Origin of the sequence: Staphylococcus sp. HMSC069D12, assembly GCF_001810405.1 — a bacterium.
Classification (GTDB): Bacteria; Bacillota; Bacilli; order Staphylococcales; family Staphylococcaceae; genus Staphylococcus; species Staphylococcus haemolyticus.
The window spans coordinates 70,565-83,939 of the sequence record NZ_KV801085.1 but is presented as its reverse complement, the minus strand read 5'-3'; the positions used below and the strand labels follow the sequence as shown (position 1 = coordinate 83,939).

Annotated in this window: 13 protein-coding genes; 2 read left to right on the top strand and 11 right to left on the bottom strand. The window is 31.2% G+C overall.

What is annotated here, in order from left to right; all coding sequences use genetic code 11:
* Nucleotides 1-381 precede the first annotated feature (381 nt).
* The 7 genes from HMPREF2737_RS00495 to HMPREF2737_RS00465 all read right to left on the bottom strand — a co-directional run bounded on the left by HMPREF2737_RS00495 (nt 382) and on the right by HMPREF2737_RS00465 (nt 7,641).
* Nucleotides 382-1,449 carry a P-loop NTPase gene (locus HMPREF2737_RS00495; protein WP_037549650.1) on the bottom strand — a complete coding sequence of 356 codons (1,068 nt, stop codon included), beginning with the start codon at nt 1,447-1,449 and terminating at the stop codon, nt 382-384.
* A 189-nt stretch (nt 1,450-1,638) separates the two neighbouring features.
* Nucleotides 1,639-3,045: an MDR family MFS transporter gene (locus HMPREF2737_RS00490; protein ID WP_052071611.1), complete on the bottom strand. Its 1,407-nt coding sequence runs from the start codon at nt 3,043-3,045 to the stop codon at nt 1,639-1,641.
* Nucleotides 3,046-3,120: 75 nt separating this feature from the next.
* Nucleotides 3,121-3,588 (bottom strand): SepA family multidrug efflux transporter, encoded by a 468-nt coding sequence (locus HMPREF2737_RS00485; protein ID WP_037549653.1) that lies wholly within the window; start codon nt 3,586-3,588, stop codon nt 3,121-3,123.
* A 124-nt stretch (nt 3,589-3,712) separates the two neighbouring features.
* Nucleotides 3,713-5,041 (bottom strand): multidrug efflux MFS transporter SdrM, encoded by a 1,329-nt coding sequence (sdrM, locus tag HMPREF2737_RS00480; RefSeq protein ID WP_037549655.1) that lies wholly within the window; start codon nt 5,039-5,041, stop codon nt 3,713-3,715.
* A gap of 138 nt (nt 5,042-5,179) precedes the next feature.
* The gene (locus HMPREF2737_RS00475) at nt 5,180-5,863 is read right to left on the bottom strand and encodes a PAQR family membrane homeostasis protein TrhA (protein WP_037549659.1); all 684 of its coding nucleotides are present in this window, start codon (nt 5,861-5,863) and stop codon (nt 5,180-5,182) included.
* Nucleotides 5,864-5,879: 16 nt separating this feature from the next.
* The gene (locus HMPREF2737_RS00470) at nt 5,880-7,067 is read right to left on the bottom strand and encodes a UTP--glucose-1-phosphate uridylyltransferase (protein WP_037549662.1); all 1,188 of its coding nucleotides are present in this window, start codon (nt 7,065-7,067) and stop codon (nt 5,880-5,882) included.
* 55 nt (nt 7,068-7,122) lie between these two features.
* Nucleotides 7,123-7,641: a metal-dependent hydrolase gene (locus HMPREF2737_RS00465; protein ID WP_037549665.1), complete on the bottom strand. Its 519-nt coding sequence runs from the start codon at nt 7,639-7,641 to the stop codon at nt 7,123-7,125.
* Between the two features lie 176 nt (nt 7,642-7,817).
* Here HMPREF2737_RS00465 and HMPREF2737_RS00460 point away from each other — a divergent pair, with 176 nt between their 5' ends.
* Both HMPREF2737_RS00460 and HMPREF2737_RS00455 read left to right on the top strand, forming a co-directional pair.
* Nucleotides 7,818-8,078, top strand: a complete 261-nt coding sequence (locus HMPREF2737_RS00460) for a SunI/YnzG family protein (protein ID WP_037549668.1) — start codon at nt 7,818-7,820, stop codon at nt 8,076-8,078.
* Between the two features lie 154 nt (nt 8,079-8,232).
* The gene (locus HMPREF2737_RS00455; RefSeq protein ID WP_037549671.1) at nt 8,233-8,547 is read left to right on the top strand and encodes a heme oxygenase; all 315 of its coding nucleotides are present in this window, start codon (nt 8,233-8,235) and stop codon (nt 8,545-8,547) included.
* Nucleotides 8,548-8,622: 75 nt separating this feature from the next.
* Here HMPREF2737_RS00455 and HMPREF2737_RS00450 read toward each other — a convergent pair whose 3' ends face one another.
* The 4 genes from HMPREF2737_RS00450 to HMPREF2737_RS00435 form a co-directional block, all read right to left on the bottom strand.
* The gene (locus HMPREF2737_RS00450; RefSeq protein ID WP_276311693.1) at nt 8,623-9,939 is read right to left on the bottom strand and encodes a YjiH family protein; all 1,317 of its coding nucleotides are present in this window, start codon (nt 9,937-9,939) and stop codon (nt 8,623-8,625) included.
* A gap of 269 nt (nt 9,940-10,208) precedes the next feature.
* Nucleotides 10,209-11,174: a FecCD family ABC transporter permease gene (locus HMPREF2737_RS00445; RefSeq protein ID WP_037549677.1), complete on the bottom strand. Its 966-nt coding sequence runs from the start codon at nt 11,172-11,174 to the stop codon at nt 10,209-10,211.
* Nucleotides 11,171-12,202, bottom strand: coding sequence for a FecCD family ABC transporter permease (locus HMPREF2737_RS00440; RefSeq protein ID WP_037549680.1), 1,032 nt, complete (start codon nt 12,200-12,202; stop codon nt 11,171-11,173). Before HMPREF2737_RS00440 ends, HMPREF2737_RS00445 begins: the two co-directional genes overlap by 4 nt.
* Before the next feature lie 11 nt (nt 12,203-12,213).
* Nucleotides 12,214-13,212: an ABC transporter substrate-binding protein gene (locus tag HMPREF2737_RS00435; RefSeq protein ID WP_037549683.1), complete on the bottom strand. Its 999-nt coding sequence runs from the start codon at nt 13,210-13,212 to the stop codon at nt 12,214-12,216.
* Nucleotides 13,213-13,375: the final 163 nt, after the last annotated feature.

Here is a 13,375-nt window from a genome sequence, read left to right as displayed (position 1 = left end):
TGACATATTGTCATTCAGTTTTCAATGTTCATTTTTTAAAAAAACCAACTTCTTAATCATATAACTTTCATTTAACAAAGTCAATAACTTTTGTTGATTACTTTTAATATTTTAAGTCATCTCAATTTGTTTTGCAATGGTAACTTTTACACCATCGAAACAAACTTTATAAAGAATTAACATCCGTTTTTGACGACTTTTATATAATATCAAGATAAAAGTATTACGTCAACACTTTTTTGAACTAAATTTTAAATAAAATATGGTTCGGTTGGATGTGTTACCCACAAGAAAACATTGTATCAGATTCAAGATATTTTGCAATAGAAAAAAAGCATGGAATTTAAAATTCCATGCGTCGATTTTACACTAAATCTTTCTTTATTTTTTAATTGTAGATGCTATCACTTTTTGGGCGATAGATGTGTAGATTTTTCCTAAACGATCATCTGCTTGATAAATAGAGGGTGAGAAATCTTTAGGATTCCAAGTAGGTTGTTCTAATGGTAGTTCTCCTAATAACTGAGTATTTAATTCATCTGCTAGTTTACGTCCTCCGCCTTTACCAAAGACATATTCTTTATTACCTGTTTCTTTACTTTCAAAATAACTCATATTTTCGATAACACCGAGAATAGAGTGCTCGGTATGTTTTGCCATTGCCCCTGCTCTAGCCGCAACAAATGCTGCAGTAGGATGCGGTGTCGTTACAATTATCTCTTTACTACTTGGCAGCATTGAATGTACATCTAAAGCTACATCCCCTGTTCCTGGAGGTAAGTCTAATAGTAAGTAATCAAGTTCTCCCCATTTCACTTCTACAAAGAAATTGGTTAACATTTTCCCTAACATAGGTCCACGCCATATTACTGGTGCATTCTCTTCTACAAAAAAGGCCATTGATATAACTTTCACTCCATGACGTTCTACTGGAATAATCTCTTTTCCTTGAACTCCTGGTTTCTCATCAATACCCATCATATCTGGAACACTAAAACCATAAATATCCGCATCAACTAAACCAACACGTTTACCTTCGCGGGCTAAGGCTACTGCTAAATTTACTGCTACTGTAGATTTACCTACACCGCCTTTTCCTGAAGCGATCGCTATAAATTCTACAGGATTGTCTTTAGATAAAAGCCCTTCAATGGTCTTAGGTTGTTCTTCTTTCTTACCAGTATATTGCTCAACCGTTTCGGAAGGTAATTCTTCAAATCTTATGCCAACAGTATTAGCACCATTATCTTTAAGCGCTTTAACTATTGCCATTTGTAAATCTAATTGCGGTTGTCCGCCTAATTGTGCCATTGCCACTTTGACACTAACATGCTCTATTTCATCTTTAATAGTTACTTCTACAATACCGTCTGTCTCTTTAAGTGGTACATCTATAATTGGATCTTTTAATGCTCCAACTATTTCTTTCACTTGATCTACCGTTAACAATGAAAATCCCCCTTATTATTCTTTATACCTCTATAATATCAAATATTAATATGTATTGACTTTCTAAATTAGTATATATTTTTTAAATGTATAAAAAAAGAAGTTAGCTCACTATTTGTTGGCTAACTTCTATCAATATGAGAATTACATATCCCGTGTATTTTTTGAATTTTTATTATAGTGTCTTTCCTATTTGATGAATAAAGAGAAAATAAAACCAATAATTACAAGACCAGTTACTATTGCAAACGATAAATCTACACCAGCTGCAACACTCTGTCTTTGTAATATTTCATGGTTCGAACTTGCTGAAGAACCAGTGCTTAGTATTTTTGCACCAATACTCATGAAAGTGACCATTAAAGCTGTTCCTAGAGAGCCGGCCATAACACGACCGAAGTTCATGATGGCAGTACCATGTGATATATCTTCATTTCTAAGTGCATTGATGCCTGCAGTATTGATAGGCATCATTAATAATGAAACTGCAAACATTCTTATAGCATAAACAACAACTAACATAGTGTATGATGAATCATATTTCAAGAAACTTAAAGATGCCGTTGTTGCGATAAGAATAATGAAACCAATTAAAATTAAAAGTCTAGGCCCATACTTATCATATATTTTACCTGTATAAACAGACATTATACCGTTTAAAATTGCTCCGGGCATAATGACCAATCCAGACATAAATGCGCTCAACCCAAGTCCATTTTGAACAAACAAAGGAATTAAGAGGGCTGGACCTACCATTGACATCATTACAATCATTGAGGTTATAGTACTGAAAGTGAATATTTTGCTTTTAAAAACTCTGAGGTTTAACAAGGGATTAGTGATACTTAACTGTCTTCTAATAAATGTGATAACTATTAGAAGACCAATAAAGGCAGAGATTATAACAATTGGATTAGTGAACCCCAAATTACCTGCGCTACTGAACGCATAAAGCATTAATCCGAATCCTAATGTTGAATAAACAACTGATCTTTTATCTAACGCTGTCTTTTTAGTTTCGTTATAACTAGATAGCGTGATAGCACCAAATATATATCCTACAAGCGTAATGCCTACAACTATAATAAAAGGCACTCTCCAACTTGTATTATCAATAATTAACCCAGAAAACGTAGGACCTATTGCTGGAGCAAATTGTATGACCAAACCAGCCAATCCCATTGCAAATCCACGTTTCTCTTTTGAAAATAATGTAAACAATGTGAACTGCATGAGTGGCATAATAATTCCGGCACCGATTGCTTGTATCACTCTGGCAAACATTAGGACACCAAAACTAGGTGCAATGGCAGCTACAATTGAACCAACTAAGAAAATTCCCATTGAAACTAAATATAATGGTTTTGTTTTTATTCGATCCATCAGATAGGCAGTTAAAGGAATCATAGTTCCATTAACAAGCATAAAGCCCGTTACTAACCATTGAGCAGTATTTTCAGATGTATTTAATTCGCTCATAATGTGTGGCAAAGCCGTATTTAGTAAAGTTTGATTTAAAATAGCGATAAATGCACTTAATAGCATTACCGCTACGATGAGGTTCCGTTTTTTTGTGGATACTTCTATATTCGCCATATAAAAACTCCTTTTATTTCATACATATTTTTATATTCAACCAAACTTTAGTATGCCAAGCAAACTAAATGCTTCCTATTTCTTATTATTAAGGTTCTCACTATCTGGATAAAATATAATTTTAAATATATATAACAATCCTATGATGACTGAAATAACCCAAAAATCAATCTCGATATAAACGTAATGTATGTGAATAATAAAATAGAAGAGTATCGTAGTAACAACGTATGAAATCAAGTGGTACAAACTGCCATTAAAATATGGATTATTGGGCAATTGTTTTCTAAAATAATCCATTAAATGTTCAATGGCAAATAAAATGAAGTAACCAAAAACAATATAGCTACCATAATAAACTAAATTATCTACTAAATTTTTATTGTAGGTAAAATAACCTAGCTTAAAAAAAATTAGAATTCGACTTAATCCAAATAAACCAAATCCTAAAAACATTAAAAAAATAGCACCTGAAATGATAAAGATAGTGAGGACAAGTAAAGTTGATAAAATATTTTTATAATTGTTTTTTAAAAATTTCACCTTTCTGTCCTCCTTTTTATACACGGTCATTTTATCATTAATAAATCACGATATAAAATTTAAAGTACGTTAGTCTAAAACTTTATTATTCTTCAATTATATTTCATTTGAATGATTAAACACTCTATACATCGGATCTATTAAGCGTTGACCACATAATAATGAGAAGAATAGCGACTAATGAAACTGCAAATAATATATTGTAAAAATGCCCATCCATGATTCCAACTGACATAGCATAGAAATATCCCATTACAGTTGAACCTATTGATGAACCTAAATTTTTAGTTAAAGCATAGAAAGACATCATTTTCTTCATATGTCTAGGATCTGTTTCTTCTTGAACGATGACACTGTCCTTTGTATAAACAAATCCAAAACTTAAGCCAGCAAGAATTACTGTTGCTGCTATTAATAATGGTACTTTGAGACCAAACATGAGTATGATACTGCTAATCAATAATAATGTAAAAGCACTAATATATAATGCTTTTCGAGTTAAGTTCTCTTCTACCTTTGCTAAGTTAAAATTTAAAACTAACCAAGCTACTGACAGTGGGAATATAACCAAACCACTTTGAAGTGGTGAAAGATGTAAGTGATCTTGTAAGTAGATTGGAATGTATAAATTGTATCCCATTAAAGACATAGCTATTAATAAATCTGTTACAAACACTAGTGAAACTGAACGATTAAACTCTGAAATTGGGATAAATGGATTTTTTATTTTACTCTCAAATTTAAATAAAATAAGGATAAAAATGAAAGCTAACATCAATGAAATAATATTTAATACTACTGATGACTTATACAATAAACCAAACATAAATAATCCTATAAATATGTAAAAGAAAGAAAGTCCCTTAACATCGAAGCTTGAGGATTTAACTTCTGATTCATCTGGAAAATGAAAAGTAATAAATGCAAGTATAATTGCAATAACTGCTATTGGAATGTTTATAAAAAATAACCAATGCCATGTTGCAAACTCTAAAATTGCCCCACCTAATAACGGTCCAATAATACTTGAAATTCCCCAGACACTTCCTACTATTCCCATAATTTTGTATCTAAATGGTATTTCAAATGCTAATTTTGGAACAATTTGAGTCAGCGACATCATAACTCCTGCTCCCAATCCTTGAACGATTCTAGAGATAATAAGCATTATAAATGTGCTACTCATTCCTGACATTAAACTACCAATACCAAATAAAAACACGCCTACCATTGCAATATATAATATTTTAAATCTTGTTAATAATTCACCAACAATAGGATTCGCAACTACAAGCGCTATGAAATAAACAGTAAATACTAATGATATAGATGCACCAGCGTTTAAATCAGTTCTTATAGTGGGCATCGCTAATGAGATAATTGAGCTTTCTATTGCAGCCATAAACATAGTTAAAACTAAAGTTACGACGATACCTAATGATTTAAAGTTCATGAACATTATTCCTCCTAAATAAATTTCAGATTCTTTAATAGGATAATCAACATTTTATTTTATATGCAATAGAATGATTACTTTAAATAAAAAATAAGACTGATGACCGATAAAATCATCAACCTTATTTTGAATTCTCTATATAAAATAAAGTATTGCTATTAAATGAAACATTGAAGCGATTACGATAAAAATATGCCAAATCATATGGAAGTATGGACGGTTTTTTTGGGCATAAAACCAAGCACCAATAGTGTAAGATAAGCCTCCTAGTACAATGAATAAGATAAATAACCAAGATGTACGCATAATGATAATAGGTAGAAAAATAATACCAACCCATCCCATTACTAAATAGACAATCAAACTTAATTTAGGATTCACATTAACAGAAATGGACTTATACAAAATTCCCCAAATTGTAGTACCCCAAAGTAATATGAATACAAACCAACCAATCCATCCTCCTACTACAGTTAATAAAACTGGCGTATAAGTTCCTGAAATAGCAACATAAATCATACTATGATCAATAATTCTTAAAATATATTTGTGAGCAGTATTATTTTTCATTGCATGATAAATAGTTGAAGAGATAAACATCATAAAAATACTAATTACAAATATAGAAATACTAACTGAGCTTAACGTTCCATGTGCTATATAACTATGAACTGCAGCATATGGTAGTAAAAGAAGTGTAAGTAACGCAGCTACACCATGTGAAACTGAGTTACCAATTTCTTCACCGAAAGATAGAGGAATGATGTCTTTAAATGATTCGACAACAGTACCTTTTGCATTCTTAGTTGAGTTAGACATCTGGCCCCACCACCTTTTAAATTAAATTCAAACGTTCTAAATCTGACGTAGCAGTTTCAACACTATCTTTACCTTCTTTATTTTTAAGTGGCGAAAATTCATCTTCTCTATTAACTTGCAACGTTACAAAACTTGTTGCATATCTAAAAATATCAAAGTAAAACAATTCAAATTTTAATGTTGGTTTTTCAACAACTCCAAAATCTTCATCTAATTGCTTTAATTTTTTCACTGCTAAGTGATATGGTAAATCATTATTTACTGCTTGTTTAATAAATGCAACTTTAAAGGCATGAATTCCAATGTTTGCATTATCAAACGTATTAGCGACCGCTTCATCCAATTCAGAATACTCAAGAACCGTGTCCTTACTATTTTGGTTTACTAATCGTCCGACACTTTCACCATCTTTAGGTTGAATTGATTTAGAAGTTACATCACAATCATTTACCACTGTAAACCCAGCAAATAATGGATCTAATACTTTAACTAATACGTTATCAATGTTATTTAAGAAAATAAATTTCACACCATCAGATGCCATTTTATCTAAGTAACCATTTTTTTCTAATGATTTAAATACACCACCATTTCCGTTTGGCGTCTCCATTATATATCCCTGTTCATTAAGTACCAATTGCCCAGTTTCACTTAATGCGACCATGTTTTCTTGTTTAAAGAAATGTACATTATCAGGTTTATAACCAAAATAATCATGTTGTTCAAAGTACGATAACGTTTCTTCATGATTGATATCACTAGTCATGATATACCAATTGATTAAATGACCAGTTTCCTTTTTAAGTTTAAGTAATTGTCGTGCTTGTAATTCAAACAAACTAACTCCTTTTATTTCAAATGAACCTTTTGGCCCTTTATAACCTAAACGCGTCCCTTGACCACCAGCCATTAATAAAACTGCAAATTCACCGTTTCGTATTGCTTCTATGCCTTTTTGTTCATATTTAGCACTTTCTTGATTAGTCAATTCAGTCTTGCGTAGATATTTTACTTCTGAAACAGATGACACATCAGAAATTGATTGACGGTTAACATATAAATCTTGAAATAATTGTTGAATACTTTCTAAATTTAATTCATTCACTCTCGATTCTAATTTTTCTTTTTCATTACTGCTCATTAACTTTTCATATTCACTCAAATGTTCTTGATTATATTTCTTTAATTGATTTTGATCTAACATTTTAACTCTCCTTGTAATTAATTCAATATGTATTCATACTCTCATTATTTGATAGTTACCCTAAAATGGACTGACTTATATATTTTAATAAATGACTAATAGAGGTTTGAAATAATATGTATAATGCACCAATACTTAATGCAGTAGCCAGTGATACATCGACTAAGCCACCAGTTTTAAAGGTAAACGGGAACTTAATAGTAAGAGGAATAGGATAAAGTAACTTTACTCCCCTTGGCGTTAACATATCTAGTATAACATGAGAGGCCATACCACCGATAATAGAAACCAAATAGTAAGTAGGAGTTTGAATCAAATTAAGGAGAAATATAATGATACCTATAAATAACAAAGAGTGAGTGAATGTCCTATGACCGAATAACAGCCTAATAATTAAACTAAGCAATTTTAATTTTCTACCAATTTTACTACCAGTGTGACAAATGTCTGGTAATAAACTTGAAACTATAGATAAACATATTACTGTAACAGTTGAGAACAAATCTGTTTGAAAGTGTTCGGTTGTTAATGCACCTACTAGTAACCCAGCAGATACGTGAGTTTTGCCTGTCATAAACCTTCTCCTTTATAGAGAACATTTTAACATAAATCACTCTAAAATACGAACATATTTTCGGTGTTAGCTAAATAGTGTATCACAAAATTTAAAAAGTATATCATTAATACTTGAAAACGATTACACAATGATATATGATATAGACATAAATAACATAAAGGATGTGTTCTTTAATGGCAATGACTGTTAAGAAAGATAATAATGAAGTTAGAATTCAATGGAGAGTAGCTGATATCAAAATCCCTACTAGTGAAATTAAAAATATTTCACAAGACCAAGAAATTCATGCCGTTCCAGATTTAGATTCTAAAAATATTTCACGTATCGGTTCTACCTTTGGTAAAACTAATAGAGTGCTTATTGATACAGATGATCATGAATACATTATTTATACGCACAACGACCAAAAGGTTTATAACGAATTAACTAAATAATAACAATATACATTTTTCATTCGCAAAGTTATAAAAAAACTGTCAACTTCCGCTATGTAGTTGACAGTTTTTTAATCTAAAATAATAAATACTGTATTACTTTGTATTTTTCTCAATATTAATTAAACTACACTTAGATAGGGAGGTTAAAATTATGTTTGTTGTTACAAATAGAATTACCGTAAAAAAAGGATTTGCAGAAAAAATGGCGCCAAGATTCACTAAAGGTGGAAAAATTGAAACATTGCAAGGTTTTCATAAAATTGAAGTTTGGAAAGTAGTACGAGATCATGAAAGTGAAGACATGTATGTAAATACATGGTGGGAGACTGAAAAAGACTTTGAAGCTTGGACTAAAAGCGATGCATTTAAAGAAGCACATCAAAACAGAGACAAAACATCGTCTGAATCTTCACCGGTGATTAGCAGTGAAATTGTTAAAGCTACGGTGTTATCTATATTAAATTAAAAAATGGCAATGAAGTATAGATAGGAATTGTTTATTTCAACATTTCTAACCTCTAACTTCATTGCCTTTACTATTTTATAATAATAAATGAGCCATTAACGCTATAATTGGTAAAGTGATTGCAGTTCTAATTAGGAAAATCATAAATAATTTACCTAAACTTACTGGTATTTTAGAACCTAATATTACACCACCAACTTCTGATAAATATATTAATTGAGAAATACTTAAGGCACCAATTACAAATCTTGTAATCTCACTGTGCGCATTAGCAATTAATATAGAAGGTAAGAACATATCTGCAAAACCAATCAATAATGTTTCAGAGGCTTTAGCCGCTTCTGGTATTTGCAATAATTCAAGAATTGGAATAAAAGGTTGACCAATAATTGCAAATACTGGCGTATAATTAGCTATCATAGTCGCAAGCGTTCCGATGCTCATAACGACTGGAAGGATAACAAACCACATATCTATTACAGTTTTTAAACCGGATTTCCAAAACTCTTTAAACCCTGGTGCTTTCAATCCAACAATAGTTGCCTCTTCAAAACCATGTCCCAGTGCCGTTTTACCTTCAGGTAGTTTTTCTAATCTAGTATTCTCAGAAACTTCTTTAGTAAATTCATCAGGTATTTTGTTTAATGGCCAAATACGTGGCATGATCATTGCAGCAACAAAACATGAAATAATTACAGTTAAATAAAATGCAAAAAATTTATGTTGTAATCCCACAGTTTCTGCAATAACGATAGCAAAAGTAATTGAAACGACACTAAACGTAGTAGAAATCACTATGGATTCCCGTCTAGAGTATATGCCTCTTTCATACTGACGACTTGTTATTAGGACACCTACAGTTCCATCACCAATAAACGAAGCTAAATTATCTACTGTAGATCGCCCTGGTAATGTGAATAATGGTCTCATAATTTGTCTAAATAAGGGGCCTAAAAATTCTAATAAACCATATTCCATTAAAAAAGGTAAGAATAGTGCAGCAAATAAAAATACTGCAACCAATGTAGGTAAAAGATCATAAAACACTAAACCACCAGTATCCTCTGAATAAATAACCTTTGAACCAAGTTTAAAATAGGTCATCCATACAAAGACGACGGCTAATAATCTTAATGTCATCCAGACTGGACCAACTTTAAATGCACTATCTAATAATCCGCCTGGTTTAACTTTATTTTTAAAAATTGTCGAATATAGTACTGTTAATATTGCAGACAATGTAATAATTAAAATTATAATAATTGGCATTGCATCACCAAGTAGACCTTTTAGCCAATTTGCTAAAAAGGCTACAGGTAATGTAGTTTGTTTCTCACCATCTTGTATAACTGGTACTGGAATTAAGAAAAGTATAATTCCAATAATAGACATAGTTATGAATTTCGCTCTACCTTTGGCAATCTGTTGCTTTGAGTAACCTTCCACCACTAACAACCTCTTTCTTTCTCATTATTGATGCTTTTATATTCATTGATTATGTAAATATATTAAGTAAAACAGCGAACTTTTATATAAATATAAGAATATATGCATTTTTATAAATAGTATGTTAAATACTATATATCATTTTTAATTGATATGCAATATAAAAAGAGCTAATTTTCATCATAAATATGAGAATAATTAGCTCTTAAATTTCATTAAATTCGTCTTAATAAAAATAAGAAATATGGCACCCCAATGATAGCAATTATTACACCCACAGGTATATCTAATGGTGGATGAATTCCTCTCGCTAACCCATCACTGAACAAGATTAAAATTGAACCTATACAACCAGACATAATTACAACATGGAAGTAACGCTGACCTACAATAGATCTAGCGATATGTGGTGCAATTAGGCCTAGAAAACTTATACCGCCTACTACTGAAATTGAGGCACCAGCCAGCATAACCGACAAAATAAGTAAGATCATTTTGAGTCTTTGTACTCTTGCACCAAGCGCCGTAGCAATATTTTCTCCTAAATTTAAAATATCTAATTGATAACTTAAACATAATACGAGTGGTAAAGTTATAACAAACCAGGGTATGATTGAATAGAAATTTTCAATAGTATGACCATATAAACTCCCTGTCAACCAAACTAACGCATTATTTGCATCCATAGGGTTTCTAATAAGTAAAAATTGAACTACAGCGGTACATATAGCACCGATAGCTAACCCAATTAAAGCTAAAGTTGAGCCTTTAATATTATATTTAGCAATTAAAAATGACAAAATCAAACTAATAAATAATGCACCTATGAACGAACCAATAGGTAGTACTAATAGCGGTGCTGAAGGAAATAGCATAATTACTATAATAGCTGCCAAACTTGCGCCTTTAGTTATACCTATAACATCAGGAGATGCTAGTGGGTTTCTAACTACCCCTTGAATCACCGCTCCAGAAATGGCCAAACTACTTCCTACAACTAAACCTAGTAACGTTCTTGGAATTCGGTACTCGTTTAATATAAAATCATCAAATTTTAGAATTCCATGAATTGCTTTCAAAGGACTGTACATTGTTGAACCAACACATAAACTTACAAATATGCTTACAATTAAGCAGATGATTACAACAGTGTAACGAATAGATAATTGTCGTTTTGTCATATTCGTTTCACCCCTTTTAAAGTTATTAATAGGAAGTAAATTGCCCCAACAAATGAAGTGACAATACCAACTGGAGATTCGTAAGGAAATGTAATAAGTCTACTTAACATATCTGATAGTAATAATAAATCGGCACCTATCAAAAAAGTTAAAGGCACCATTAAGAAGTAATCTTTACTTATATAACGTTTAACTATATGAGGGACGATTAAACCAATGAATCCAATCGGTCCAGCTATTGAAACAGATGCACCTGCTAATACAATTACAAGTATACCTATTACAATTCTAATCAATTGTGTCTTTTGTCCCAATCCTTTCGCTATGTCGTCCCCTAATTCCATAATGGTTAATTGACGTCCCAATAACATAGTTAAAATAAGTGATAATATTAACCAAGGCATAATCGACAATACTGCAGTCCATTTCAATCCATTAAGAGATCCTACCAACCAAAACATAACAGTAGTATTAGAATCTTCATTTAGTATTATGATACCTTGCGTTAAACTACTGAAAAATAAATGAATTGCCATTCCAGCAAGAGCTAATTTAATTGGCGTTATTTTTTTCGTTGAACCAGATAGTATATATACAGTTAGACCGCCAATAAATGCCCCTAAGAAGGCTAAATATGTTGCATGGTTACCTAGTGAAGGTATTAATATCGTCACTAATACTATTACAAATGATGCACCGGAATTAACACCAAATATTTGTGGAGACGCTAATGGATTCCTAGTAATCGCTTGCATTAAGAGGCCAGCTAAGGCTAACGCACCGCCAATTAATAACCCACCAATCATTCTTGGCATTCTTACATTATGAATTAGAAATGTTTGTTTATTATTTATAGATGTAAAAAAGTATTCAAAAATATGTTTAGCATGAATTTCAGACGAGCCAATCGCTAAATTAAAATAAGCAAAAATAAAAAGAAAGCACCCACTCACAATAAATGTGAGTGCAGTGCGTCTCTTATTTGCTTTGTCTAAAGCAGATTGACTATCAGTAGATCTAATAGTCATTTTTTGCCACCTTACTTTTCTTTATCTTTTTTTGAAATTTCTACAAGTTCTTTAGCCATTTCTTCAGAAGATACTAACCCTCGAGCTCTTGCCCAAGTATCACGACTAACGATACTTACACGATTATGTTTAACCGCATCTAATGTGTCCCAAACCGGATCTTTTTTCATTTCTTGATATGATGGTTCTTTAGGACTTGCTCCATCAGTCATTATAAACATACGTTCAGGATTAACGTCTTTTAACGTTTCTGCATTAAGTTGTAAATAAGGTCCTTGTAAATATTTGCTTAACCCTTTAGTGACGTCTTTATTTAATGCTTCTTTAAAGCCAAGTTGACTTAAGAATTGACCTACATAAGATTCACTTGGATGAGCTAATAATCCAGATTTAGACGCTACAGCTGGTAATACTTTTTCATTTTTATCAAATTGAATTTCATCTTTATATTTTGCAAGTTTTTCTTTATGCTCTTCTAAACGTTTCTTACCTTCATCTTCTTTATTTAAAGCTTTGGCAATTGTTTTAAAAGCTTCTATATTATCATTATAATCTCCATCAAAACTTTTTAATTCAATTGTTGGAGCAATTTTACTTAATTCTTTATAAATACCTTTGTGTCTGTTACTATCTGCAATAATTAAATCTGGTTTTAATTTACTGATTTCTTCTAAGTTGGGTTGTTTACGAGCACCAACAGATTTATAATCTCCAATTTTTTCTTTTAATGGTTTAATAATACGATCTGGTTTGTTGTCATCAGCAACCCCAACAGGTTTAACATTTAGTGCCGCTAAAGCATCTACAAATGAAAATTCCAACGCTACGACACGTTTAGCATCTTTAGGAACTTTAGTTGTGCCTAATTCGTGTTTAATTTTAATAGAATCTTTCGATGACGATTTATTACCTGAATCACCTGAACCATTATTGCTAACATTACCACAAGCAGTAACTAAAACTAATGTAAATAATAATGCGACTATACCTGCAAACTTAAAGCCTTTCATGATTTCACTCCTTAATATGTATAGGTTTACAATACATAGTTTATTGATAACGATTATCAATGTCAATACGATTTAGTGTATTTTTTAATTTTTTTATAAAAATAGATTAGAATTTTAATTATTAATGGATTTTACCTAGAAATGATAAAATAAAAAGCCATTA

Excerpts from the sequence above, each read along its gene's own strand:
- HMPREF2737_RS00460 (WP_037549668.1), top strand. The coding sequence starts at position 7,818 with ATGGCAATGACTGTTAAGAAAGATAATAATGAAGTTAGAATTCAATGG.
- sdrM (WP_037549655.1), bottom strand. The coding sequence starts at position 5,041 with ATGAACTTTAAATCATTAGGTATCGTCGTAACTTTAGTTTTAACTATG.
- HMPREF2737_RS00450 (WP_276311693.1), bottom strand. The coding sequence starts at position 9,939 with ATGTCTATTATTGGAATTATACTTTTCTTAATTCCAGTACCAGTTATA.
- HMPREF2737_RS00435 (WP_037549683.1), bottom strand. The coding sequence starts at position 13,212 with ATGAAAGGCTTTAAGTTTGCAGGTATAGTCGCATTATTATTTACATTA.
- HMPREF2737_RS00470 (WP_037549662.1), bottom strand. The coding sequence starts at position 7,067 with ATGTTAGATCAAAATCAATTAAAGAAATATAATCAAGAACATTTGAGT.
- HMPREF2737_RS00455 (WP_037549671.1), top strand. The coding sequence starts at position 8,233 with ATGTTTGTTGTTACAAATAGAATTACCGTAAAAAAAGGATTTGCAGAA.
- HMPREF2737_RS00445 (WP_037549677.1), bottom strand. The coding sequence starts at position 11,174 with ATGACAAAACGACAATTATCTATTCGTTACACTGTTGTAATCATCTGC.
- HMPREF2737_RS00465 (WP_037549665.1), bottom strand. The coding sequence starts at position 7,641 with ATGACAGGCAAAACTCACGTATCTGCTGGGTTACTAGTAGGTGCATTA.
- HMPREF2737_RS00475 (WP_037549659.1), bottom strand. The coding sequence starts at position 5,863 with ATGTCTAACTCAACTAAGAATGCAAAAGGTACTGTTGTCGAATCATTT.
- HMPREF2737_RS00440 (WP_037549680.1), bottom strand. The coding sequence starts at position 12,202 with ATGACTATTAGATCTACTGATAGTCAATCTGCTTTAGACAAAGCAAAT.
- HMPREF2737_RS00490 (WP_052071611.1), bottom strand. The coding sequence starts at position 3,045 with ATGGCGAATATAGAAGTATCCACAAAAAAACGGAACCTCATCGTAGCG.